We start from the raw sequence: 21,527 nt of genomic DNA on the forward strand, positions 1-21,527 counted from the left end.
TTACAACCACCCCTATACACCTGTTCATTTGTTGACAAAAATATCGTGCTTTTCAAGGGGGTTATTGCGTAATTTTCCACCCCCCCATCATAATCCATTTGCACAATCGTGCGCGCGCCGTCCCGGGTTGAGGAGCCTGGTGGCGCAATCCATAAATGGGAGGATATTCATGTCCAAGAACGATGTCACACGTCGCGGCGTGCTGAAAACCGGCGCCATCGCCGGCGCCGGCGTTGCCCTGCCGACGATTTTCACAGCCTCTTCGGCGGCCGCCTATATGAACGAGCCCACCGGCGGCTCGGTCACCCTGGGCTTCAACGTGCCGCAGACCGGCCCCTATGCGGATGAGGGCGCCGACGAGTTGCGCGCCTATGAGCTGGCTGTCGAGCACCTGAACGGCGGCGGCGACGGCGGAATGCTGGGCACCTTCAGCTCCAAGGCACTGAAAGGCAACGGTATCCTGGGCAAGAAGGTGGAGTTTGTCACCGGCGACACCCAGACCAAATCCGACGCTGCCCGCGCATCGGCCAAGTCGATGATCGAAAAGGACGGCGCCATCATGATCACCGGCGGCTCGTCCTCGGGCGTGGCCATCGCCGTGCAGGGCCTGTGCCAAGAGGCCGGCGTGATCTTCATGGCGGGCCTGACCCACTCCAACGACACCACCGGCAAGGACAAGAAGGCCAACGGCTTCCGTCACTTCTTCAACGCCTATATGTCGGGTGCCGCGCTGGCGCCGGTGCTGGCCGCGCGCTATGGCAACGACCGCAAGGCCTATCACCTGACCGCCGACTATACTTGGGGCTGGACTCAGGAAGAGTCGATCAAGGCCGCCACCGAGGCGCTGGGCTGGGAGACCGTTAACGCGGTCAAGACCCCGCTGGCCGCGACCGACTTCTCGTCCTATATCGCGCCGGTGCTGAATTCGGGCGCCGATGTGCTGATCCTGAACCACTACGGCGGGAACATGGTCAACTCGCTGACCAACGCGGTGCAGTTCGGCCTGCGCGAAAAGATGGTCAACGGCAAGCAGTTCGAGATTGTCGTGCCGCTCTATTCGCGCCTGATGGCCAAGGGCGCCGGCGAGAACGTCAAGGGCATCCTGGGGTCCACCAACTGGCACTGGTCGCTGCAGGACGAGGGCTCCAAGGCCTTCGTGAAATCCTTCGGCACCAAATACGGCTTCCCGCCGAGCCAGGCGGCGCACACCGTGTATTGCCAGACGCTGCTCTATGCGGATGCCTGCGAACGGGCCGGCACCTTCAACCCCTGCGGTGTTGGTCAGGCGCTGGAAGGCTTCGAGTTCGACGGGCTGGGCAACGGTCCGACCCTTTATCGCGCCGATGACCACCAGTGCTTCAAGGACGTGCTCGTGGTGCGCGGGAAAGAAAACCCGACCTCCGAGTTCGACCTGCTGGAAGTGGTCGAAGTGACCCCGGCCGCGCAAGTGACCTATCCGCCGGATCACCCGATGTTCGCCGGCGGCGAACTGGGCACCTGCAACCCGGGCGCCTGATCTCGGCAGGTCCGGGCCACGGCCCGGACCGCACCCTCTTACTCAGGGAAAACGGTTGGACCAACCGGTCGTCCCCCCGGCAATCGCCGGAGGGACGCTCCCGATCCATTCAACGGTGGGGACAATGGACGCACTCCTTCTGCAAATTCTCAACGGGCTCGACAAAGGCTCGGCCTATGCGCTGATCGCGCTGGGCCTGACACTCATCTTCGGCACCCTCGGCGTGGTGAACTTCGCCCATGGCGCGCTGTTCATGATCGGCGCCTTTTGCGCGGTTACGGTACAACGTTTCCTGAACCTGAGTTTCGAGACCATCGACGAGACCCAGAAGGATTTCCTGGGCAACCCGCTCAAGGTCAAGACGCCTTACGTCGAATCCTGGTTCGGCCCCGATCTGGGCGCGGGCATCATCGACTGGTCGGTGCCGCTGGCCATCCTGTTCGCCATTCCGATCATGGTTCTGGTCGGCTTTGTGATGGAACGCGGGCTGATCAAGCATTTCTACAAGCGCGAGCATGCCGACCAGATCCTGGTGACCTTTGGCCTGGCCATCGTTCTGCAGGAAGTGGTCAAGTATTTCTTCGGCGCCAACCCGATCCAGACCCCGGAACCCAACATGCTGCGCGGCTCGGTCGATCTGGGCATGATGGTCGGTTTTCAGGCCAACGCGATCATCTATCCGATCTGGCGGCTGGTCTATTTCTTCTTCGCGATCGGGATCATCGGCGGCGTCTTCGCTTTTTTGCAATTCACCACCTTCGGGATGGTGGTGCGCGCCGGCATGGCCGACCGCGAGACGGTGGGACTGCTGGGGATCAACATCGACCGCCGCTTCACCATCATGTTCGGCGTCGCCTCGGCGGTGGCCGGGCTGGCCGGGGTGATGTACGGCCCGCTCAATCCTCCGAATTATCATATGGGCATGGACTTTTTGGTACTGAGTTTCGTGGTTGTGGTTGTCGGCGGCATGGGATCGCTTCCCGGTGCCGTGCTCGCCGGCTTCCTTCTGGGTATTCTGGAAAGCTTCGCCTCGACCACCTGGGCGACCACCACGATCCCGGGCATCAACCAGATCATTATCTACCTCGTCGCGATCATCATTCTGCTGACCCGTCCGCGGGGCCTGATGGGTCGCAAAGGCGTGATGGAGGACTAATTCATGCTGGGACTGAACAAAAAAGACGCCACGCTGCTGATCGTGGTCGCGGCGCTGACGCTGTGTGCGCCCTTCATCCTGAACCCGTTCCCGACCGGCAGCGCCATGGCGCAGTTCAACGCGGGCTATCCGGACCTGATGCAACGGTTCATCATCTTTGGCATCTTCGCCATCGGCTTCAACATCCTGTTCGGCCTGACCGGCTATCTCTCGTTCGGCCACGCGGCCTTTCTGGGAGTCGGCAGCTATTCGGCGGTCTGGATCTTCAAGCTCTTCACCTACAACGTGATCCCCGCCATCACGCTCAGCGTCGTGGTCGCCGCGATCTTCTCGCTGTTCATCGGCTTTGTCAGCCTGCGCCGGTCGGGTATCTATTTCTCGATCCTGACGCTGGCCTTCGCGCAGATGTCCTTTGCGCTGGCCTATTCGGTGCTGTCGAACCCCAAGTTCAACCTGACCAACGGCGAAACCGGCCTGCAGGTCTATGCCGACGATCCGCAATGGTTCCATCGGGACAGCCTGCCCGATCTGCCGCATCTTTTCGGGTTGTCGATGCGCTCGACCTATTCGCTCGAACTCGGCGCGTGGCGCTTCGACTTCAACGCCGGCTACTACCTTTGCGCTGTGATCTTGATGATCGTCTTCTACCTGGCGATCCGCATCTTCCGCTCGCCCTTCGGGATGATGCTGCGGGCGGTGAAATCGAACCAGCAGCGGATGAACTACACCGGCCTGAACACCCGTCCCTACACGCTGGCGGCCTTCGTGATCTCGGGCATGTATGCCGGCCTCGCCGGTGGCCTGATGGCGGCGATGGACCCGCTGGCGGGCGCCGAGCGGATGCAGTGGACCGCCTCTGGCGAGGTCGTTCTGATGACTATCCTCGGCGGCACCGGCACATTGATCGGGCCGGTTCTGGGCGCCGGCTTCATCAAGTACTTCGAGAACATCTTCTCGAAGATCAACGATACCGTGTTGCACAACTGGTTCGCCTTCCTGCCGGACGGGATCGAGGATTTCGTGGTCTTCATCGTGCACCCCTTCATCGGCAAGGGCTGGCATCTGACGCTGGGCCTGCTGTTCATGCTGGTCGTGATCTTCCTGCCCGGCGGTCTGGTCGAAGGCGGACAGCGCATCGGGCGGCTGCTGAAAGGCAAGAAGAAGGCCCCGGACAGCGAAGACCCCGAGCATCACCCCAAAGAAACGCCCCATGTGGCCGAATAAGGAGGACGCAGAGATGGGCATTCTCGACGTCAAGAACGTCAACAAGAACTTCGGCGGCCTCAAGGCGCTGAGCAATGTGAACCTGAGCGTGCGCGAGAACACCGTGCACGCTATCATCGGCCCCAACGGCGCTGGCAAGTCTACGCTGCTGAATTGCCTGGTGGGCAAGCTGATCCCCGACACTGGCTCGGTCATGTTCGACGGCAAATCGGTGCTGGGCCGTTCGCCCTATGAAATCAACCAGATGGGCATTTCCCGCGTGTTCCAGACCCCCGAGATCTTTGGCGATCTGACGGTGATGGAAAACATGATGATCCCGATCTTTGCCCGCCGCGACGGCGCCTTTCGGATGCACGCCTATGAATCGGTGGCCAACGAAAGCGGGATCATCGAGCGGGCCGAACAGGTCTTGGAAGACATGAACATGGCCGACAAGCGGCACATGCACGCCGCCGCCATGAGCCGTGGCGACAAGCGGCGGCTGGAAATCGGCATGTGCCTGAGCCAGGAGCCGCGCCTGCTGCTGCTGGACGAGCCCACCGCCGGCATGGCGCGGGCGGACACCAACAACACCATCGACCTGCTCAAGCAGATCAAGGAAGAGCGCGACATCACCATCGCCATCATCGAGCACGACATGCATGTGGTGTTCTCCCTCGCCGACCGGATCACCGTGCTGGCGCAGGGCACACCGCTGGTCGAGGACGATCCGCAGAACATCAAGGGCAACCCCAAGGTCCGCGAAGCCTATCTGGGCGAGTCGGCCTGACGAGGACGTCACTCACCCCGAAAAGCGGACATCGTTTTCGGGCTGGTCGAGTGAGAAAGGAACGAAACGATGAACGTCAAACCGGATTTTTCCAAGCACGCCAATCACGCCGAAACCGCGCCCGCCTTTCTCTCGGTCTGGGACATGCATGCCTATTATGGCGAGAGCTATATCGTGCAGGGCGTCAATTTCAACGTGCACGAGGGCGAGATTCTGGCGCTGCTGGGCCGCAACGGCGCCGGCAAGACCTCGACCCTGCGCGCCATCGCGCGCACCGGCAGCCCGCAGGTGACCCACGGCGAGATCTGGCTGGATCACCAGCCGCTGCACAAGATGTCCTCGCACGAGGCGGCCAGCGTCGGGCTGGGTCTGGTGCCCGAGGACCGGCGCATCATCCCCGGCCTGACGGTCGAGGAGAACCTGCAACTGGCCCAGATCGCGCCGCCGGTCGGCTGGTCGCTCGAACGGCTTTACGAATTGTTCCCGCGCCTCGGCGAACGCCGCAAGCAGGAGGGCGTGACGCTCTCGGGCGGGGAACAGCAGATGCTGGCCATCGCCCGGGCGCTGGCCCGCGACCTCAAGGTGCTGTTGCTGGACGAACCCTATGAAGGGCTGGCGCCGGTGATCGTGGATGAGATCGAGAAAACCCTCCGCATCATCAAGGAGCAGGGCATCACCACGATTCTGGTCGAACAGAACGCGGTGCGCGCGCTGCAACTGGCCGACCGCGCCATCATCCTTGATACCGGCTCCATCGTGTTCGACGGCACCGCCGCCGAGGTGCTGGAAAACGCCGAGCTGCGCTCCGAATACCTGGCGATCTGAACGAATTTCCCCGTCCGCACCGGCCGATCGCGCCGATGCAGACCGCCTGCGGCCGGCTCCTGCGAGCTGGCCGTTTTCTTGTCAGATGCGTCTTGGCCAAGGTCGCCGAGCGCGCCCTATCGCAGGATCGGCGGCTTGTCCGGGTCGCGGCCCGGGGCGGCTGGCGCGATCCGCTCGGGCATCTGCGGCTGCGGCAGGTCGAAACGCAGACCGACCGCCGCCAGCTTGGCGGTCACCGCCGCGTCACCGGCGAAAAAGCCCACGTCCATCGCCCCGGCCTCGATCCCGGAAAAGGTCAGCGCCTCGCCCGCGGCCTTGGCCAGCGCGCCCTGCGCCGCCTCGATGGCATCGACGAACCCCAGCAGATGCCCGCGCCCGCCCGCCGCGTCGACGGTGCCGACCAGAAAGGCCGCCTGCGCCAGCCCCGCCGCCGTCGCCAGTTTGGCGTCAAGCGCCCGGATCAGCGCTTCGGGCAGGCCGGCGGGCGCCGTGAACTCGGCAAAGCGCGCCTCGGTCTCCTCCGGGGCGTGGCCCAGCGTCGTGTGCAGCCAGTCGACCGCGTCGGGGGGGATCAGGATCGCCGAAGGCGCCACGTCGAGATTGAGGCCCAGCCCAATCCCCTGCCCCGCCAGCATCTGCGCCAGCACCCTGCCGGACAACGCCACATAGGGCACCGGACGGCCGGCGAACTGGGCCAGCCGGTCCTCGCGGTCGAAGGCCAGGACAAAGCGGCCCGCCTCGAGCGTGAACAATTCGGGCGTGATATTCTCGCCCTGCGCCTCTTCGGTCAGCAGCAGGTAAAGCTCGCCATCCGCCACGCGTTCATAGAACCGCAGCCGCGCTGCGGCATCCTCGGGTCCGCCCTCCATCGCCGCATGGGCGAGGTCGATCGGCGTTTCAGCCTTTGTCATTCAGCACCTCTCGTACCCTCGCGCGCAGAACCGGCAGCAGGTCGGCCTCGAACCAGGGGTTTTTCTTCAGCCATGCGGTATTGCGCCAGGACGGATGAGGCAAGGGAAAGACGCGCGGCGCATGGGCGCGCCAGCCCGCCACCGTCCCGGTCACCGGCGTCCTTGTCCCCAGGTGCCAGCGATGCGCATGGCCCCCGACCAGAACCGTCAGCTCCACCCTTTCCAAGGCGGCCATCACCCGCGCGTGCCAGGTGCGCGCGCAGATCGGCGGCGGCGGCAGATCCGCCTTGCGATCGTTGTAGCCCGGGAAACAAAAAGCCATCGGCACCACCGCCACCCGGTCCAGATCGTAGAAGGCCGCCGCGTCCATGCCCAGCCAGTCCCGCAGCCGGTCGCCCGAAGGATCGGTGAAGGGCCGCCCGGAGGCATGAACCCGCGCGCCGGGTGCCTGGCCGGCGATCAGGATGCGGGCGCTGGGGCGAAACCAGACCACCGGACGGGGGGCATGCGCCGTCGCAGTCGCGGCAAACCGGTCGGCACAGAGGCGACAGGCCGCGATGTCCCGCAGCAGATCCGGCGCCGCCGTCATCGGCTTTCCGTACCCGTCATGGTAAACAAACCCTCACCGCGCGTTTCCGAACCGGCAACAGTCATCCGATACCCCACCCGGTCCGGCAATCGACCGCAGGCGCCCACAGTACTGCACCACAGCGGCGTCCGCCCCATTTCGGCCTCAATCTTGATGGCAATTTGTTTCATGTTTCGACATAATGTGGCCTAATTCCAGATGTAATCCGTCAAGACGCCTCTGTTAAGGAGGACGGGCAAGAGCAAAAGCCAGAACGAAAAAGATACAGGGACCCGTGCGGCTGCATCCACAGCACCGGACTTTAGAATGCTTGAATTTGACAATGTCAGCAAATCCTACTGGACCGGCACCCGTCGCAAGGTGATCCTCGACCGGGTTTCATTCCGGGTGGATGTGGGCCGGTCGCTGGGCATTCTGGCGCCCAACGGCACCGGCAAGACCACGCTGATCAACATGATGGCCGGGCTGGAAAAACCCGACGAGGGTGAGGTGCGGCGCAACTGCAAGATCTCGTTTCCGCTGGGGTTCATGGGCGGGGTGGTCAGCCGGGTTTCGGCGATGGAAAACTGCCGCTATATTGCCAAGCTCTACAGCATGGATCCCGACTATGTAGAGGCCTATTGCCGCTGGCTCTGCGGGCTCGGCGAATATTTCGACCAGCCGATCGGAACCTATTCCGCCGGCATGCGGGCCCGGTTTTCTTTTGCGCTGATGCTGGCGCTGGATTTTGACATCTACCTGATCGACGAGGGCATGCCGAGCACCACGGATGTGGAATTCAACCGCAAGGCGGGATCCATCCTGAAAGAGCGGCTGCGCACGACCACCATCGTGATGGTGTCGCACCAGCCGGCCACGTTGGAGAAATTCGTCCGTTCGGCGGCGGTTCTGCTAAACGGTAAACTGCACATGTTCGATACCTTGGAAGAGGCAAAGCAGCTCTATGACTACGAAACCCAAGGCTAAGAAATTCCGCATCCGGCGCAACGCCGCGCCGACCCAGGGCGCCGCCGCGCCGGCCGCCGAGAGCGCCGGGAACGACGCCACGCCGCCCCCCGCGACGGAGCGGCTGCGTCCGCGCGTCGTCGCCTCGGGCCATGAGGAGACCGAGATGACCGCAGCCCAGCCCGCCGGCCCCTCGGCCGAGACGATCCGCGCCGCCCGCCAGCCGCGCAGCGCCGCCGCCGCGCCGCAAGAGGCCCCCGCCCGGCCCGCGGAGCGCAGCGGCGAGGTTTCCTCGGCCCGCGAAGTCAGCTCGGAAAACGACATCGACGCCATCCGCCGCGAGGGGCTGACCGGCCGCCAGCTGCGCATGGCGCGCCGCGTGGCGCAGAAACACAACCTGCCGGCCACTTCCGATTTCGATGCGGTTCGGTTGCTGCGGCAACAGGGGATCGACCCGTTCCAACGCTCGAACATGCTGGAACTGGTGGTGCCCAACAGCAATGCCGAAGAGCAGGCCGGCGGCCGCCGGGAGCGCGTCCAGCTGCCGCAGACCGTGCCCGGTGATCGTGAGACGCTGCCCTCGACCGAGCTGAGCCCGGCTGAGGAACGCGAGCAGGAGATCACCGCGATCCAGCGCGACATCGGCCGCCGCCGGCGCAAGAAATCGCTGCTGCTGATGACGCGGCTGCTGTTCTTCGTGCTGCTGCCGACGGCGGTGGTCGGTTGGTATTTCTATGTCATTGCCACGCCGATGTACGCGACCAAGTCGGAATTCCTGATCCTCAAGGCCGACAATACCGGCGGTGGCATGGGGCTGGGCAGTCTGCTGAGCGGGACGCAATTCGCCACCAGTCAGGATTCCATTGCGGTGCAATCCTACCTGCAATCCAAGGACGCGATGCTGCGGCTGGACCGGGATGAGGGGTTCAAGGGGCATTTCGCACAGGACTGGATCGACCCGATCCAGCGCCTGCCCGATTCCCCCACCAACGAACAGGCCTACAAGCTGTACTCGCGGTTCGTGAAGATCGGGTTCGATCCCACCGAGGGGGTGATCCGCATGGAGGTGATCGCCGCCGAACCCGGGGTCAGCGCCGATTTCGCCAGCAGCCTGCTGTCCTATGCCGAGGAGCGGGTGAACCACCTGAGCGAACAGAAACGGTCGGACCAGATGCGCGATGCGATGAAAGGTTTTGAAAGCGCACAGGAAGAACGGCGCAAGGCGCAGGAGGCGCTGGTATCGCTGCAGCAGCAGGGCGCCATTCTGGACCCCGAAGGGGTGATCATTGCGCTGCGCGGACAGATCAACAATATCGAGGTTCAGCTTCAGCAAAAACAGCTTGAGCTGGCGGCGCTGATGGACAACCCGCGCCCCAACAAGGCCAAGGTCGAGGGCGCGCAGGGCGATGTGCGCCGGCTTGAGGCGCTGCTGAACCGGCTGAATGCCAAGATGGTCGACGCCTCCAAGGGCGAAAACTCGCTGGCGCAGCTTTCCGTGCGCATCCAGATGGCCCAGGCCGATCTGGCCACCCGCGACATGATGTTGCAATCAGCCTTGCAACAGGTGGAACAGACCCGGATGGAGGCCAATCGCCAGGTGCGCTATCTGACCACCTCGGTCCAGCCGGTGGCGAGCGAGGATCCCAGCTATCCCCGCAAGTTCGAGAATACGATTTTGGCATTCCTGATCTTTTCCGGTATCTACCTGCTGATCTCGCTGACCGCTTCGATTCTCCGCGAACAGGTAACCTCATAGCCCTTATGAAACATGTAGACGTCGCCGGCCTGACGATCGGCAATGACCGGCCGCTGACCGTGATCGCCGGCCCCTGCCAGCTCGAAACCCGCGACCATGCCCAGATGATCGCCGGCCGGATGAAAGAGATCTGCGATGCCGCCGGCGCGCAGTATGTGTTCAAGGCCTCCTACGACAAGGCAAACCGCACCTCGCTCACCGGCAAGCGGGGACTCGGCATCGACGCCGGGCTCCGGGTGCTGAACGAGGTGGGGACCGCCATCGGCGTGCCGACCCTCACCGATGTGCACGCGCCGGACCAATGCGCCGCCGCCGCCCAGGCGGTGGACATCCTTCAGATCCCCGCCTTTCTGTGCCGCCAGACCGACCTGCTGCTTGCCGCCGGCGAGACCGGCGCGGCGGTGAACGTGAAAAAGGGCCAGTTCCTGGCGCCCTGGGACATGGCCAATGTAATCGCCAAGATCGAGGCGACCGGCAATCGCCGCATCCTGCTGACCGAGCGCGGCACCTCCTTCGGGTACAACACCCTGGTCGCCGATATGCGCGCCCTGCCGCAGATGGCCAGAACCGGTTATCCGGTCGTGATGGATGCCACCCATTCTGTGCAGCAGCCCGGCGGCCTCGGCGGCGCGTCGGGCGGGCAGCGCGAATTTGCCCCCGTCATGGCCCGCGCCGCGGTGGCCGTGGGCGTCGCCGCGGTGTTTATCGAAACCCATGAGGATCCCGACAGCGCCCCCTCGGACGGGCCCAACATGATCCCGCTGGACCAGATGGGCGCACTGATCGACACACTGATGCGCTTTGATGCGCTGGCCAAGGCCAACCCGATTGAAATCTGAGATTTAAGGACATGACGCTATGACCCGTCCGCTTTTCGAAGTGACACCCAATACCTGGGATTTTCTGAAGCTGCCGATGATCACGCCCACGGGGTTCCGTGAATACGATGCGCGCTGGAAATACCCCGAAGAGATCAACCTGCCCGGCGTCACCGCCCTGGGCCTGGGGCTGGGCACCCAGATGCGCCGCCGCGGCATCAGGCCGGAAATCGCGGTGGGCAACGATTACCGCGACTATTCGCTCGCGATCAAGAACGCGCTGGTCCTGGGGCTGATGCAGGCGGGCATCCACGTCAAGGATATCGGCCCGGCGGTCTCGCCCATGGCCTATTTTGCGCAGTTTCATCTGGATGTGCCCGCCGTCGCCATGGTCACCGCCAGCCACAACCCGAACGGCTGGACCGGGGTCAAGATGGGCTTTGAGCGGCCGCTGACCCATGGCCCCGACGAGATGGCCGAACTGAAAGAGATCGTTCTGTCGGGCCATGGCGCGCAGGCGCCCGGCGGCGGCTATGAATTCGTCGAGGGCGTGAAAGAGGCCTATCTCGACGATCTCGTCGGCGATTTCAGAATGACCCGCAAGCTCAAGGTCGTCTGCGCCACCGGCAACGGCACCGCCAGCGCCTTTGCGCCCGAGCTGTTCGAGCGCATCGGCGTCGAGGTGGTGCCCAGCCACAACGACCTCGACTACACCTTCCCCAACTACAACCCGAACCCCGAAGACATGCACATGCTGCACGACATGGCCGAGACCGTGCTGTCGACCGGCGCCGACCTGGCGCTGGGTTTCGACGGCGACGGCGACCGCTGCGGCGTGGTCGATGACGAGGGCGAAGAGATCTTTGCCGACAAGGTGGGCGTGATCATGGCCCGCGACCTGGCCAAGCTTTATCCCAATTCGACCTTTGTCGCGGATGTGAAATCCACCGGGCTGTTCGCCTCGGACCCGGAGCTGAAAAAGTACGGCGTCAAGGCGGATTACTGGAAAACCGGGCATTCCCACATGAAGCGCCGTGTCAAGGAGATCGGCGCGCTGGCGGGGTTCGAGAAATCCGGCCACTACTTCCTCGCCGAGCCGATCGGGCGCGGCTATGACTGCGGCATGCGGGTGGCGGTCGAGATCTGCAAGCTGATGGAGCGCAACCCCGACAAGTCGATGTCGGACCTGCGCAAGGCGCTGCCGAAAACCTGGTCGACCCCGACCATGTCGCCCTATTGCGCCGACACCGAGAAATACGATGTGCTGGAGCGGCTGGTGCAGAAACTGGTCGCCAAGGCCGAGGCGGGCGAGACCGTCGCCGGTCGCGCCATCAAGGAGGTGGTGACGGTGAACGGCGCGCGGGTGATCCTCGACAACGGCTCCTGGGGGTTGGTGCGGGCAAGCTCCAACACCCCGAACCTTGTCGTGGTCTGCGAAAGCGCCGAGAGCGAGGAAGAGATGCGCGCCATCTTCACCGATATCGACACGGTGATCCGCTCCGAGCCCTCGGTCGGCGATTACGACCAGCGGATCTGACCCTGCCGGCCGGGCGCCCGACACCCGATCGGCGCGCCCGGATCAATCCTCTTGAATTGAGCATTTGAACAGAGAAGAAACGAAGGCCAGCCGCCTCCTTCTCTTCAAAAATAGTCGCGCCGCAGGCACGCGCGCCGCAAGGCGCGTTCCCCGCCGCCTCAGTTCCCGCCCAACAGCTTCTTGAGCTGTTTCGCCGCCTCATCCTCCAACCGGTCCTTGATCGCCTCCTCGGCGTTCTGGCCATCCTCGATGGTCAGGTTCAGCTTTTCCTGCAGCTTTTCCTTTGCCCTCTGCTCCAGCTTGTCCTTCTGTTCCTCCAGCCGCGCCTTGCTGGCGGCGTCCAGATCGGGGCGAAAGCGCGGGTTGGACCACGGGCCGGTGACGCGCATCGGGACCTGAAGCCCGGCGCTGTCCGTGCCCTCGAAGGCGGTCGGCGTGATCAGATAGTCCAGATCGCGGGCGCCGATCCCGATGCGCCCCGAACCTGCAACCTTGAAGCTGGAGAGCAGCAACAGCAGATCCTCGTTGCGCAGATTGCCGCCCTCGATCCGGTAGCTTGCGGTCAGGCTGTCGAACACCGTGGTGCCGCCGGTCACCGCGCCCGAGCGGAACAGCTTGTCCAGATCGATGCCCGAGATCACGCCGCGCCCGACCGAGAGGTTGCCCTGGCCGGAAAGGCTGCGCATGATCGCATCCATCGAGGCGCCAGAGCCCAGAAACTCCACACTGGCCGTCCCCTTGCCCGACAGCCGCTCGATTCCCGCCAGATCGCGGAGCAGCGCGGTCATATCCACATTTTCGGCCTTCAGATCGCCGCGCAGCGAAAGCCCCTTGCGTCCGTTGGCAACCAACTGGCCGCGCAGGCTGCCGCCAAAGATCGTGGCCGGCTGCAGCTTGAGCACCGCGCGCGAGCGCTCCAGCGTCAGGCTCGCCTCGGTCGGCCCCAGCCTGATCGAGCCGGTGTCGATGCCCTGCGCGCTCAGCCTGACCGAACCGTCGAACAGTCCCAGCGCGCCGGCGTCGATCGGGGCCGTGGACCATCCGGCCTCCGCACCGCCGCCGCCCGATCCGCCGGCCCCGCCCAGCGCCGACAGATCCAGCGCCCCGGCCGAAAGCTCGGCGATCACCGTCGGCGTTGCGGCCAGCGTCACGTCGGCCGCCCCGGTGATCCGGTTCTGGTCCAGCACAAGCGTCATGTCGCGCAACGACAGACGGCCATCGGTGGTAAAGGTGGCCTCGGCCGACAATCCGGCCGATCGGCCCGCCCCCTTGGGCAGATCCACCGCGCCCAGTCCGAGGGCCGCCATCAGCGCGGCGGTGTCCGGGCTTTCGGCGGTGACGCGGCCGGCGGCATCGCCCGCGATGCTGGCCCGACCGTCAAAGCCCAGCCTGGCCTTGCCCACAGCGGCGCTCGCCGTCAGCGGCACCACCTTGCCCGCCAGCAGCCCCTGCATCGCGCCGATCCGCGCCGAAAGCTCGATCACAGCGCCGTTCTGGCTGAGCCGCGCCGTCAGATCCGCCGCGTCCTGCCCCTGCGGCCAGTCCAGATTCAGGTCGAGCGGCCCCAGCGTCACCGGTGCCGCCCCGGCATCGGAATAAAACAGCCGCGCACCAGTCAGCTCCAGCCGGTCCAGCGTAACCGGGGCGGCAGCATTGCCCTCAGTTCCCGCAGTGCCCCCTGTGCCGGCCGCCGCCGCGTTGGCAAAGACCCAGTTGCCCAGCCCGTCGGCGCGGGTGGTCAGGTTCAGCACCGGCTGCCGCGCCACGATCCGCGTCACCCGCATGGTGCCGCCGATCAGCGCCCGCGCGTCCACCCCGATGGCCAGCCCGTCGGCCCGCAACAGCGGCTCCGCGCCGGCCCAGTCCGCATTGGCCAGCGTCACCGGTCCGGTCTCGGCCCCCAACACCGGCCAGAGTGAGACCCTGACGCCGCCTTCGATACGCACCGCGCGCCCGGTCTGCGCCTCGATCTGGTCGGCGGCGATCTGCGCGATGCGCTCGGACGGCAGGAACAGAACCCCCACCACAGCCAGGGCCGCCGCCGCCACCACGATCCCGATGATGCGAAAGATCCATTTCATCGCCTTGCCCCCTGCCCGCTCTTGCGCCCAGCTTACCCCCTGCGCCGCGTGGTGCAATCGCGCCGACGCGTTTTGCCCCCTTTGCAGGGCGCGCGCGCGCCTTTATATGCGCTCAATGACATCCAATCCGCCCAATCTGCGCCCCGACCTCGCCCCCAAAGCCCGCCTAGGCGACCGCCCCCGCGCCGGCCAGCCCAATATCGGCATGGTGTCGCTGGGCTGTCCCAAGGCGCTGGTGGACAGCGAGCGGATCCTGACCCGGCTGCGCGCCGAGGGCTATGGCGTGTCGCCCGATTACCAGGGCGCCGACGCGGTGATCGTGAACACCTGCGGTTTTCTCGACAGCGCCAAGGCGGAATCGCTGGAGGCCATCGGCGAGGCGCTGCGCGAAAACGGCAAGGTGATCGTCACCGGCTGCCTGGGCGCCGAGCCCGACTATATCCGCGAACACCACCCTCGCATCCTGGCGGTGACCGGCCCGCATCAATACGAGCAGGTGCTGGACGCGGTCCACGCCGCGGTGCCGCCCGACCCTGACCCCTTCGTCGACCTTCTGCCGGCGGCGGGGGTGAAGCTGACGCCGCGCCATTTCAGCTATGTGAAGATCTCCGAGGGCTGCAATCACAAGTGCAGGTTCTGCATCATCCCCGACATGCGCGGGCGGCTGCAATCGCGCCCGGCGCATGCGGTGCTGCGCGAAGCCGAGAAGCTGGTCGAGGCCGGGGTTCGGGAACTGCTGGTTATCTCACAGGATACAAGTGCTTACGGGCTGGATCGAAAGTATGATTCCAACCTGTGGAAAAACCGCGAGGTCCGCAGCCACATCACCGATCTGTCGCGCGAACTGGGGCAACTCGGCGCCTGGGTCCGGCTGCATTACGTCTATCCCTATCCGCATGTGCGCGAGTTGATCCCGCTGATGGCTGACCCGGACAACGGTCTGCTGCCCTATCTGGACATCCCGTTCCAGCACGCCCATCCCGATACGCTCAAGCGCATGGCGCGGCCGGCGGCGGCGGCCAGGACGCTGGACGAGATTGCCGCCTGGCGCGCGATCTGCCCGGACATCACCCTGCGCTCGACCTTCATCGTCGGCTATCCCGGCGAGACGGAGGCGGAATTCCAGACCCTTCTGGACTGGATGGACGAGGCGCAACTGGACCGGGTGGGTTGTTTTCAATACGAAAATGTCGCCGGTGCCCGGTCGAACGAATTGCCCGACCATGTCCCGGACGAGATCAAGCAGGAGCGTTGGGACCGCTTCATGGAAAAGGCGCAGGCCATCTCGGCAGCCAAACTCGCCGCCAAAGTGGGCACCACCTGCGAGGTGATCGTCGACGAGGTGGACGGTGAGGCCGCCACCTGCCGCACCAAATCCGACGCGCCGGAGATCGACGGCAATCTTTTCATCGACGAGGGTTTCGAGGGGCTGGCCGCCGGGGATATCGTCACTGTCGAGGTGGACGAGGCCGGAGAGTATGATCTGTGGGGCCGAATTTTGAAACGATAGACGCAGGGTTATCCACAGGCTGGACCCCTTGGATACTCAAAAGCCAACAATTTGGCAGATCTTCCCCAATTCGTCCCGGGATCCGTAAACTCCCCTCGCGCACCGATGATGTGCGGCGCTGCGCATTGACGCGCGGGGGACCGGGCGGCAGCCTTCGATCAGCCACCGGACAGGAGCCAGAAATGACCGACGTGCCCAAGATCGCGCAAAAAGCCCCCTACCCCGTCGAGGTCGAAGCCGGAAAAACCTATTTCTGGTGCGCCTGCGGGCTCAGTGCGAAACAGCCCTTCTGCGACGGCAGCCACAAGGACACCGGCCTCAGCCCGGTGAAATTCACTGCCGAAGAAGACCGCAAGGCCTTCTTTTGCGGCTGCAAGGCCACCTCCGGCCAGCCGTTTTGCGACGGAACCCACTCGAAACTTTAACCATCTGAGGCTGAACGGAAATTAGCGCCCGCCGCTCAGTGCGGGCGCTGGATCTGGCGCAGCTCGTCGAGGATCGGCGCATGGGCGCAATAGGCGGGCGGCAGCGCCGGCCAGTCGGTCTGTGTCGCCAGCCAGACCTCGCACGTCCCGCGGCGGTCGCAACTCTGGCACCGGGCGATCATGTCATTGTATTGCGCCGGTTTCAGGTGACCCGCGGCCATGGCACGGGCCAAGTTGACCCCCGCCACCCGCGCGACCGACCGGGTCAGCCAGAAATGGCGATCCATCGCCTCCATCTCTTCGGTTTGACATCCACCATCCATCTTACTTTCCTCCTTCCGCGCGCGCCGGGGTGCGGGACCGCAAGTCCCTGAAAGGCTGCCGGTTCGGACAGCTCGCAGGGGCACAGGGGACAGTTTCGTGACGGTCGAGCCAAGCACCACAGTTCCCGGCCCAAGCGCAGCCGCGGCAGGTTCGCACCATCGCGGCCCAGTCCGCCTGGCTGAGCGCGCCGGCCTCATAGGCGCCGACCAGATCCGTTCCGGTGGCCATGGCCATACGTTCGATCAGCCGGACATGGTCCATGAGTCGCCCCAACACTGCCATCGTTCATCTCCTGTTTCCGGACCCATACGGTGCGCAGGCGCGCTCCCGGGATCGCAGCTCCTGAATAAAACCTGCGTCACAGCCGCCCTGCTTCGGGCGCGGCGGCACGCAGGCGGGCCATCAGATCGCGATTGCGGCAATATCCGGGGGCGGCCCGTGCCCCGACCCGCATCGCCAGCCAGGAGGTGCAGTGCGCCGGACCGGCGCAGCCGGTGCAGCGCAGCACCGCATCCGAGATCTCATCAACCGTCAGCCGCCCCGACAGCGCGGCCTCTTCCAGATCAATGCCCAGCGCGCCGGCCATCCGGTCCAACAGCGCGGCGTGGTGTTTGAGCGTTTCGCGGTCTTGCATCCCGAAGCCCTCCTTGGCCGGTGTTCACCACAACAGCCTAGCAAAAACGCCACCCCGGCCCTTTGACACAAGTCAACCGTCGGAAAGCCCGGTTTGCTCCAGATAGGCACGCACCGCATCCTGGACCCGGCGGAACCTGTCGCCGCCCAGTTTCTTGCCGCCATACCAGCGGGTTACAACAATCAGGTGATTGTCCAGCCCGGCCCGCTCCAGCATCCGCAGGATCACCATACCGGCGCCCGCCTCGCCGTCGTCGGCCTTGAGCGCGCCGGTCGGCAACAGCGCGGCCCAGGTATTGTGAGTGGCCCTGGCATAGGCGCGGTCGATCTTGAGCGCGGCCAGGACGGCGTCGATCTCGGCCCGGCATTGCACTGGCGCACCGCTGACCGCATAGCGCGAGCCGCGATCGCTCAGGACCACGCCGAGGCGGGTCAGCGCGGGTCCGCTCATCCCGCCAGCCCCGGCCCCTGCAGGACGCGCATGGTTTGCTGCACCACCCGGACCCGCGCCGCGTTCGGCGGGTGGGTGCCAAGGAACCGGTCCCCCGGATCGGGCAGCCGGGCGAAATACTCGGCCCCGCGCAGCGGATCGAACCCGGCATGATAGGCGATCACGGTGCCCAGGTGATCCGCCTCCAGCTCGAAATCCTTGGAATAGCTGCGCGCGCCCACCGCCGCGCCCAGTTCCTGCGCCCGGATCACCGCCTCGGGGCTGGCCCCGTCCAGCGTGGCAAGCCCGCCGAAAATGGCCGCCCCGGCGGCGGCATGACGCGCCTGCCGATCCAGATGGCCCAGAATGTGATGCGCCGTCTCGTGACTAAGGACAAAGGCCAGTTCATCGGCGTTGCGGGTGCTGTCGATCAGCGCGACGGTGAACAGAATCACCGGCCGCCCCCGACTGTCGACGGTCTGAAAGGCGTTGGGCTGATCCCCCGGATCGGGGTCGACGCGGATGATGAAATCGCAACTCACATCGCTGGTGCGGCTTGCGCATTCGCGCTCGGCCACCGGCTCGACCGCCGCGACCACCTGACCAAAGGCCCGCCGGGCGCGCAGCACCTCCTCCGGCAGCGCCGTGCCGGGGGGCGGCGCGGCCGCGCAGCCCGCGACAAAAAGCAGGGCCAACATCATCAGAATGCGTCGCATCGCAGGGGGCCTCTTTCCCGGTTCACCCGGGCCGAGCTTATCACAGCGCCCCGGCGCCGCCAGCCCCGGTCCCGGCGTTCGCCCCAAGCCGCGGCGCGCAAAGCTGCTTGCATTGGCGCACGCGCGGCGGCACAGTTTGTCCATGTTTACCATCGAGCACGAATTCGACGCCACGGTCATCACCCTGATCGACGAGGGCAAACGCCCCCTGCAGGAGGACGTGACCATCAATGCCTTTGCCGAATGCGTGACGGTCGAACAGCTCGATCCGCGCACCGACCGGGTGCAGATGGTTACCTTTTCGCCCGAGCAACTGCGCGATCTGGCCGCCGCGCTGGACCTGCCCGAGGGGGTCTATCAGCTGCGCGAGGCGCCGACCGATCAGGACGGATAGGGCCGCGGTCCACGCACGCGCCTGCCAACCCCGCTCCCCGGTGGCTCAGCCCAGAAAAACAAACACCTTGTCGCGCGCGGTCTGCCCGCGGCGCAACTCCAGCCGCGACGGCGCGACCCCCATCGCGGCGGCGAGCAGGGCCTGCACGGCGGCATTGGCCTTGCCGTTTTCGGGGGCCACGGTGACCGTGGCGCGCAGGGTGTCGCCATCACGCGTCAGGCTGGTGCGCGCCGCCTTTGGGGAGACGCGCAGGGCGATCTCGGCGCCCGGGTGCGCCAGATCGGAAAGGTCGGGTAGATCACGGATCTTTGGTTTCGCCATGCCCCTCTATACCGCCCGGGCGGGGGCGAGGACCAGAGCGGTCTCGGTCAGAATTCATGCCCACGCGGGCCGCTGAAATACGTGCGCCGCGCCGCACGTTCGGCGGCGGTCCTGCCCGGTGCCGGCGGCGCCCCGACAAAGGCGCCCTGGCCGAGCGCGGGGTCAGGGGCATGCGCAGGCTCCGGCGCGGGTCCGCCCGGCGGGGTGCAGGCCGCCAGACCAACCGTCAAACCGATCGCCAGGATGATGTCGCGCATGTCATCTCCGTCCGTCGGGCGCGCAAGACAGCGCCCCGTCGTCTTGTTTTATCACCCCCAGGGCCGCGCGGCGCCGCACAATCTCGTGAAGGCATGGCGCGCGAAGGCCGGGCGCGGGAACGGGCCTGGAAACAGCCGCAGCTTTCGCGCGGATTTGCCCTTGAAACTCCTCCCGCCCGCCCTGAGATTGGGGGAGACAAATGTAAACAGGTTTCACATATGCCCGATCCGAACCCCGCCGCGCTGGAGTTTCTGCTGAGCCGCCGGTCGCGGCCGGCCAAGACGCTGCGCGCCCCCGCCCCCAGCCGCGATGAACTGGCGCCGCTGCTGCGCGCCGCCGCCCGCAGCCCGGATCACGGCAAGCTGGAGCCGTGGCGTTTCATCGTGATCGAGGCGGGCGCGATGCCGCGTCTGGCCGAGTTGGCCGAGGCCCGCGCCCGCGCCCTTGGCAAACCGGAGGTGGACATCGCCAAGGCCCGCGGCCAGTTCGATCAGGGCCATCTGGCGGTGGCGGTGATCGAGGTGCAGAAACCCTCGGACAAGATCCCGCCCATCGAACAGAGCTATTCGGCCGGGGCCGTCTGCCTGGCGCTGCTCAACGCGGCGCTGGCGGCGGGCTGGGGGGCCAACTGGCTTTCGGGCTGGATCAGCCATGACCGCGGGTTCTGCGAAGCCGCGCTTGGACTGCAAGGCCATGAGCGGATCGCCGGGCTGATCCATATCGCCACCGAAACCAGCGCGCCGCCGGACCGGCCCCGCCCCGAGCTGACCGACATCACCGAGTGGGTCAGCCAGTGATCTTTCAGGCGTTTTTCCTCGCCCTGGGCCAGATCGGCGATCCGCGGTTCCGCAGGGTGCTCTTGCTCGGCATCGGCCTGACCTTCGCGCTGCTGGTGGCGGCCTACGCGGGCTTTCTGGTTCTAATCGAGGTGTTCGTGGGGAACGAGGCGACCCTGCCGGTGCTGGGCGAGGTGCACTGGCTGAACGATCTGCTCAGCCTCTCGTCCTTCATCTTCATGATGGTGCTGTCGGTGTTCCTGATGATCCCGGTCGCCTCGGCCATCACCTCGATGTTTCTCGACGAGGTGGCCCAGGCGGTGGAGGACCGCCACTATCCCAGCCTGCCGCCGGTGCCCAGGGTACCGTTCTGGGACGCGCTGCGCGACACGGTCAACTTTCTCGGGGTGCTGATCGGGGCCAACCTGCTGGCCTTCATCCTCTACGCGCTGTTCCCGCCCGCCTCGCTGTTCATCTTCTGGGCGCTGAACGGGTTCCTGCTGGGGCGGGAATATTTCACCCTGGCCGCGATGCGCCGGCTGGGGCGGCAGCGCGCCAAGGAACTGCGGGCGCGCCATGCGGGCACCATCTGGGCCGCGGGAACGCTGATGGCGATCCCGCTGTCGGTGCCGCTGCTGAACCTTGTGATCCCGATCCTGGGGGCGGCCACCTTTACCCATATCTTCCACCGGGTGGCGGCGCGCCGCTGAGGCGCCCCGCCCGGCGCGGGGCGGTTCAGCTGACCGGCGGCAGGCTCTTCGTCCAGTCGAAATCGTCAACCGAGATCCAGCCGGACAGGATAATCCAGGTGATCGCCGCCCAGAGCACGGTGGCCACGGCGGTGGTGATCCAGGCCTTTTTCTTGAGGTTATGATGCTCGGGCGCACCGGCATGGGTACCCTCCATCACCTCGCCCATATCCCCCTGCGTCTTCAGCCGGATCGGGATGGCGATGAAATAGGTCATGAACCAGATGACCGCGTAAAGAACGAAAGCGGATGTGATCGACATGGGGGGGCCTCCCTTGCGGCCGCCGGTCCGATGACGGACCGATGGCTGTTATGTGGTTCAGACTTCTTCCAGTTCAATCAGGCAACCGTTGAAGTCCTTGGGGTGCAGGAACAGCACCGGCTTGCCATGGGCGCCGATCTTGGGCTCTCCGTTGCCCAGAACGCGGGCGCCGGTGGACTTGAGATGGTCGCGCGCAGCGATGATATCCTCGACCTCATAGCAGACATGATGAATGCCGCCCGAGGGGTTCTTTTCCAAAAAACCGTTGATCGGGCTGTCGGCGCCCAGCGGATAGAGCAGCTCGATCTTGGTGTTGGGCAGTTCGATGAACACCACGGTGACGCCATGGTCGGGCTCGTCCTGGGGGGCGCCCACACTGGCGCCCAGCGCGTCGCGGTATTGCGCAGATGCCGCCTCCAGATCCGGAACGGCGATGGCTACATGGTTCAGGCGTCCGATCATGGCAGGTCTCCTCGCGGCTGGGATCAGGGTGTCCGGGTTATGGGGCCTGGCCGGCGCGAGGGCAAGTGGGCGCGGGGCAAGCGGACGCGGCACCGGACCGCGTTAACCGCGCATTAGCCCCTCGCTCCTAATTTGACGGG

Annotated in this window: 27 protein-coding genes; 14 read left to right on the top strand and 13 right to left on the bottom strand. The window is 65.4% G+C overall.

Annotated elements, in window-relative coordinates; genetic code table 11:
- The first annotated feature begins 169 nt into the window (after positions 1 to 169).
- The 5 genes from E1832_RS21290 to E1832_RS21310 all read left to right on the top strand — a co-directional run bounded on the left by E1832_RS21290 (position 170) and on the right by E1832_RS21310 (position 5,490).
- Positions 170 to 1,516 carry a substrate-binding protein gene (locus E1832_RS21290; RefSeq protein ID WP_133361796.1) on the top strand — a complete coding sequence of 449 codons (1,347 nt, stop codon included), beginning with the start codon at positions 170 to 172 and terminating at the stop codon, positions 1,514 to 1,516.
- 124 nt (positions 1,517 to 1,640) lie between these two features.
- Complete coding sequence (locus tag E1832_RS21295; RefSeq protein WP_133361797.1) at positions 1,641 to 2,672, top strand: branched-chain amino acid ABC transporter permease; 1,032 nt, start codon at positions 1,641 to 1,643, stop codon at positions 2,670 to 2,672.
- Between the two features lie 3 nt (positions 2,673 to 2,675).
- Positions 2,676 to 3,896 (top strand): branched-chain amino acid ABC transporter permease, encoded by a 1,221-nt coding sequence (locus E1832_RS21300; protein WP_133361798.1) that lies wholly within the window; start codon positions 2,676 to 2,678, stop codon positions 3,894 to 3,896.
- Positions 3,897 to 3,909: 13 nt separating this feature from the next.
- Entirely contained in the window at positions 3,910 to 4,665 is a 756-nt protein-coding gene (locus E1832_RS21305) for an ABC transporter ATP-binding protein (RefSeq protein WP_133361799.1), read from the top strand.
- Between the two features lie 69 nt (positions 4,666 to 4,734).
- Positions 4,735 to 5,490, top strand: a complete 756-nt coding sequence (locus E1832_RS21310) for an ABC transporter ATP-binding protein (protein WP_133361800.1) — start codon at positions 4,735 to 4,737, stop codon at positions 5,488 to 5,490.
- A gap of 116 nt (positions 5,491 to 5,606) precedes the next feature.
- Here E1832_RS21310 and E1832_RS21315 read toward each other — a convergent pair whose 3' ends face one another.
- The 3 genes from E1832_RS21315 to E1832_RS22630 are packed head-to-tail and all read right to left on the bottom strand — an operon-like array spanning position 5,607 to position 7,160.
- The gene (locus E1832_RS21315) at positions 5,607 to 6,401 is read right to left on the bottom strand and encodes an SseB family protein (RefSeq protein WP_133361801.1); all 795 of its coding nucleotides are present in this window, start codon (positions 6,399 to 6,401) and stop codon (positions 5,607 to 5,609) included.
- Positions 6,388 to 6,990 carry a uracil-DNA glycosylase family protein gene (locus tag E1832_RS21320; protein WP_133361802.1) on the bottom strand — a complete coding sequence of 201 codons (603 nt, stop codon included), beginning with the start codon at positions 6,988 to 6,990 and terminating at the stop codon, positions 6,388 to 6,390. Before E1832_RS21320 ends, E1832_RS21315 begins: the two co-directional genes overlap by 14 nt.
- Positions 6,987 to 7,160 (bottom strand): hypothetical protein, encoded by a 174-nt coding sequence (locus E1832_RS22630; protein WP_165978947.1) that lies wholly within the window; start codon positions 7,158 to 7,160, stop codon positions 6,987 to 6,989. The genes E1832_RS21320 and E1832_RS22630 overlap by 4 nt, the downstream gene beginning before the upstream one ends.
- Positions 7,161 to 7,296: 136 nt before the next feature.
- On the opposite strand from E1832_RS22630, the gene E1832_RS21325 reads away from it, so the two are divergent.
- Genes E1832_RS21325 through E1832_RS21340 form a run of 4 tightly spaced genes read left to right on the top strand, consistent with a single transcriptional unit; the run spans position 7,297 to position 12,046 of the window.
- The gene (locus E1832_RS21325; protein WP_133361803.1) at positions 7,297 to 7,956 is read left to right on the top strand and encodes an ABC transporter ATP-binding protein; all 660 of its coding nucleotides are present in this window, start codon (positions 7,297 to 7,299) and stop codon (positions 7,954 to 7,956) included.
- Positions 7,934 to 9,691 carry a KpsE/RkpR family capsule polysaccharide export protein gene (locus E1832_RS21330; protein ID WP_133361804.1) on the top strand — a complete coding sequence of 586 codons (1,758 nt, stop codon included), beginning with the start codon at positions 7,934 to 7,936 and terminating at the stop codon, positions 9,689 to 9,691. The genes E1832_RS21325 and E1832_RS21330 overlap by 23 nt, the downstream gene beginning before the upstream one ends.
- Positions 9,692 to 9,696: 5 nt before the next feature.
- Positions 9,697 to 10,530: a 3-deoxy-8-phosphooctulonate synthase gene (gene kdsA, locus E1832_RS21335; protein ID WP_133361805.1), complete on the top strand. Its 834-nt coding sequence runs from the start codon at positions 9,697 to 9,699 to the stop codon at positions 10,528 to 10,530.
- Positions 10,531 to 10,549: 19 nt separating this feature from the next.
- Positions 10,550 to 12,046, top strand: a complete 1,497-nt coding sequence (locus E1832_RS21340; RefSeq protein ID WP_133361806.1) for a phosphomannomutase/phosphoglucomutase — start codon at positions 10,550 to 10,552, stop codon at positions 12,044 to 12,046.
- A gap of 158 nt (positions 12,047 to 12,204) precedes the next feature.
- On the opposite strand, the gene E1832_RS21345 is transcribed toward E1832_RS21340, so the two are convergent.
- Positions 12,205 to 14,127, bottom strand: a complete 1,923-nt coding sequence (locus E1832_RS21345; protein WP_133361807.1) for an AsmA family protein — start codon at positions 14,125 to 14,127, stop codon at positions 12,205 to 12,207.
- Between the two features lie 115 nt (positions 14,128 to 14,242).
- Here E1832_RS21345 and rimO point away from each other — a divergent pair, with 115 nt between their 5' ends.
- Positions 14,243 to 15,637 carry a 30S ribosomal protein S12 methylthiotransferase RimO gene (gene rimO / locus E1832_RS21350; protein WP_133361808.1) on the top strand — a complete coding sequence of 465 codons (1,395 nt, stop codon included), beginning with the start codon at positions 14,243 to 14,245 and terminating at the stop codon, positions 15,635 to 15,637.
- Positions 15,638 to 15,819: 182 nt separating this feature from the next.
- Positions 15,820 to 16,062, top strand: a complete 243-nt coding sequence (locus E1832_RS21355; RefSeq protein WP_133361809.1) for a CDGSH iron-sulfur domain-containing protein — start codon at positions 15,820 to 15,822, stop codon at positions 16,060 to 16,062.
- A 35-nt stretch (positions 16,063 to 16,097) separates the two neighbouring features.
- Here the strand turns inward: E1832_RS21355 and E1832_RS21360 are convergent, their stop codons facing one another.
- The 5 genes from E1832_RS21360 to E1832_RS21375 form a co-directional block, all read right to left on the bottom strand.
- Positions 16,098 to 16,385, bottom strand: coding sequence for a DUF6455 family protein (locus E1832_RS21360; RefSeq protein ID WP_245514076.1), 288 nt, complete (start codon positions 16,383 to 16,385; stop codon positions 16,098 to 16,100).
- Between the two features lies 1 nt (position 16,386).
- Positions 16,387 to 16,668, bottom strand: a complete 282-nt coding sequence (locus tag E1832_RS23040) for a DUF6455 family protein (protein ID WP_280960211.1) — start codon at positions 16,666 to 16,668, stop codon at positions 16,387 to 16,389.
- A gap of 76 nt (positions 16,669 to 16,744) precedes the next feature.
- A complete protein-coding gene (locus E1832_RS21365) occupies positions 16,745 to 17,020 on the bottom strand; it encodes a DUF6455 family protein (RefSeq protein WP_133361810.1) in 276 nt (91 codons plus the stop codon).
- Between the two features lie 72 nt (positions 17,021 to 17,092).
- Positions 17,093 to 17,470, bottom strand: coding sequence for a YigZ family protein (locus E1832_RS21370; RefSeq protein WP_133361811.1), 378 nt, complete (start codon positions 17,468 to 17,470; stop codon positions 17,093 to 17,095).
- Positions 17,467 to 18,165: a M48 family metallopeptidase gene (locus E1832_RS21375; RefSeq protein ID WP_133361812.1), complete on the bottom strand. Its 699-nt coding sequence runs from the start codon at positions 18,163 to 18,165 to the stop codon at positions 17,467 to 17,469. Before E1832_RS21375 ends, E1832_RS21370 begins: the two co-directional genes overlap by 4 nt.
- A gap of 142 nt (positions 18,166 to 18,307) precedes the next feature.
- Between E1832_RS21375 and E1832_RS21380 the strand changes: the two genes are divergently transcribed.
- Positions 18,308 to 18,559, top strand: coding sequence for a hypothetical protein (locus tag E1832_RS21380; protein WP_133361813.1), 252 nt, complete (start codon positions 18,308 to 18,310; stop codon positions 18,557 to 18,559).
- A 45-nt stretch (positions 18,560 to 18,604) separates the two neighbouring features.
- Here the strand turns inward: E1832_RS21380 and E1832_RS21385 are convergent, their stop codons facing one another.
- Positions 18,605 to 18,880, bottom strand: a complete 276-nt coding sequence (locus tag E1832_RS21385) for a DUF167 domain-containing protein (RefSeq protein WP_133361814.1) — start codon at positions 18,878 to 18,880, stop codon at positions 18,605 to 18,607.
- A gap of 47 nt (positions 18,881 to 18,927) precedes the next feature.
- A complete protein-coding gene (locus E1832_RS21390; protein ID WP_133361815.1) occupies positions 18,928 to 19,137 on the bottom strand; it encodes a hypothetical protein in 210 nt (69 codons plus the stop codon).
- Between the two features lie 219 nt (positions 19,138 to 19,356).
- Between E1832_RS21390 and E1832_RS21395 the strand changes: the two genes are divergently transcribed.
- Positions 19,357 to 19,935, top strand: a complete 579-nt coding sequence (locus tag E1832_RS21395) for a nitroreductase family protein (protein WP_133361816.1) — start codon at positions 19,357 to 19,359, stop codon at positions 19,933 to 19,935.
- Positions 19,932 to 20,624 carry an EI24 domain-containing protein gene (locus E1832_RS21400; protein ID WP_133362004.1) on the top strand — a complete coding sequence of 231 codons (693 nt, stop codon included), beginning with the start codon at positions 19,932 to 19,934 and terminating at the stop codon, positions 20,622 to 20,624. Before E1832_RS21395 ends, E1832_RS21400 begins: the two co-directional genes overlap by 4 nt.
- A 25-nt stretch (positions 20,625 to 20,649) precedes the next feature.
- Here the strand turns inward: E1832_RS21400 and E1832_RS21405 are convergent, their stop codons facing one another.
- Positions 20,650 to 20,925, bottom strand: coding sequence for a DUF1467 family protein (locus E1832_RS21405; protein WP_133361817.1), 276 nt, complete (start codon positions 20,923 to 20,925; stop codon positions 20,650 to 20,652).
- Between the two features lie 57 nt (positions 20,926 to 20,982).
- Entirely contained in the window at positions 20,983 to 21,387 is a 405-nt protein-coding gene (mce, locus tag E1832_RS21410) for a methylmalonyl-CoA epimerase (RefSeq protein WP_133361818.1), read from the bottom strand.
- Positions 21,388 to 21,527 lie beyond the last annotated feature (140 nt).

Origin of the sequence: Antarcticimicrobium luteum (assembly GCF_004358185.1) — a bacterium.
Taxonomy (GTDB): domain Bacteria; phylum Pseudomonadota; class Alphaproteobacteria; order Rhodobacterales; family Rhodobacteraceae; genus Antarcticimicrobium; species Antarcticimicrobium luteum.

Bases quoted from the DNA above. Each gene is read 5' to 3' on its own strand.
- E1832_RS21290 (WP_133361796.1), top strand. From the start codon at position 170: ATGTCCAAGAACGATGTCACACGTCGCGGCGTGCTGAAAACCGGCGCC.
- E1832_RS21295 (WP_133361797.1), top strand. From the start codon at position 1,641: ATGGACGCACTCCTTCTGCAAATTCTCAACGGGCTCGACAAAGGCTCG.
- E1832_RS21300 (WP_133361798.1), top strand. From the start codon at position 2,676: ATGCTGGGACTGAACAAAAAAGACGCCACGCTGCTGATCGTGGTCGCG.
- E1832_RS21305 (WP_133361799.1), top strand. From the start codon at position 3,910: ATGGGCATTCTCGACGTCAAGAACGTCAACAAGAACTTCGGCGGCCTC.
- E1832_RS21310 (WP_133361800.1), top strand. From the start codon at position 4,735: ATGAACGTCAAACCGGATTTTTCCAAGCACGCCAATCACGCCGAAACC.
- E1832_RS21315 (WP_133361801.1), bottom strand. From the start codon at position 6,401: ATGACAAAGGCTGAAACGCCGATCGACCTCGCCCATGCGGCGATGGAG.
- E1832_RS21320 (WP_133361802.1), bottom strand. From the start codon at position 6,990: ATGACGGCGGCGCCGGATCTGCTGCGGGACATCGCGGCCTGTCGCCTC.
- E1832_RS22630 (WP_165978947.1), bottom strand. From the start codon at position 7,160: ATGAAACAAATTGCCATCAAGATTGAGGCCGAAATGGGGCGGACGCCG.
- E1832_RS21325 (WP_133361803.1), top strand. From the start codon at position 7,297: ATGCTTGAATTTGACAATGTCAGCAAATCCTACTGGACCGGCACCCGT.
- E1832_RS21330 (WP_133361804.1), top strand. From the start codon at position 7,934: ATGACTACGAAACCCAAGGCTAAGAAATTCCGCATCCGGCGCAACGCC.
- kdsA (WP_133361805.1), top strand. From the start codon at position 9,697: ATGAAACATGTAGACGTCGCCGGCCTGACGATCGGCAATGACCGGCCG.
- E1832_RS21340 (WP_133361806.1), top strand. From the start codon at position 10,550: ATGACCCGTCCGCTTTTCGAAGTGACACCCAATACCTGGGATTTTCTG.
- E1832_RS21345 (WP_133361807.1), bottom strand. From the start codon at position 14,127: ATGAAATGGATCTTTCGCATCATCGGGATCGTGGTGGCGGCGGCGGCC.
- rimO (WP_133361808.1), top strand. From the start codon at position 14,243: ATGACATCCAATCCGCCCAATCTGCGCCCCGACCTCGCCCCCAAAGCC.
- E1832_RS21355 (WP_133361809.1), top strand. From the start codon at position 15,820: ATGACCGACGTGCCCAAGATCGCGCAAAAAGCCCCCTACCCCGTCGAG.
- E1832_RS21360 (WP_245514076.1), bottom strand. From the start codon at position 16,385: ATGGATGGTGGATGTCAAACCGAAGAGATGGAGGCGATGGATCGCCAT.
- E1832_RS23040 (WP_280960211.1), bottom strand. From the start codon at position 16,668: ATGGCAGTGTTGGGGCGACTCATGGACCATGTCCGGCTGATCGAACGT.
- E1832_RS21365 (WP_133361810.1), bottom strand. From the start codon at position 17,020: ATGCAAGACCGCGAAACGCTCAAACACCACGCCGCGCTGTTGGACCGG.
- E1832_RS21370 (WP_133361811.1), bottom strand. From the start codon at position 17,470: ATGAGCGGACCCGCGCTGACCCGCCTCGGCGTGGTCCTGAGCGATCGC.
- E1832_RS21375 (WP_133361812.1), bottom strand. From the start codon at position 18,165: ATGCGACGCATTCTGATGATGTTGGCCCTGCTTTTTGTCGCGGGCTGC.
- E1832_RS21380 (WP_133361813.1), top strand. From the start codon at position 18,308: ATGTTTACCATCGAGCACGAATTCGACGCCACGGTCATCACCCTGATC.
- E1832_RS21385 (WP_133361814.1), bottom strand. From the start codon at position 18,880: ATGGCGAAACCAAAGATCCGTGATCTACCCGACCTTTCCGATCTGGCG.
- E1832_RS21390 (WP_133361815.1), bottom strand. From the start codon at position 19,137: ATGCGCGACATCATCCTGGCGATCGGTTTGACGGTTGGTCTGGCGGCC.
- E1832_RS21395 (WP_133361816.1), top strand. From the start codon at position 19,357: ATGCCCGATCCGAACCCCGCCGCGCTGGAGTTTCTGCTGAGCCGCCGG.
- E1832_RS21405 (WP_133361817.1), bottom strand. From the start codon at position 20,925: ATGTCGATCACATCCGCTTTCGTTCTTTACGCGGTCATCTGGTTCATG.
- mce (WP_133361818.1), bottom strand. From the start codon at position 21,387: ATGATCGGACGCCTGAACCATGTAGCCATCGCCGTTCCGGATCTGGAG.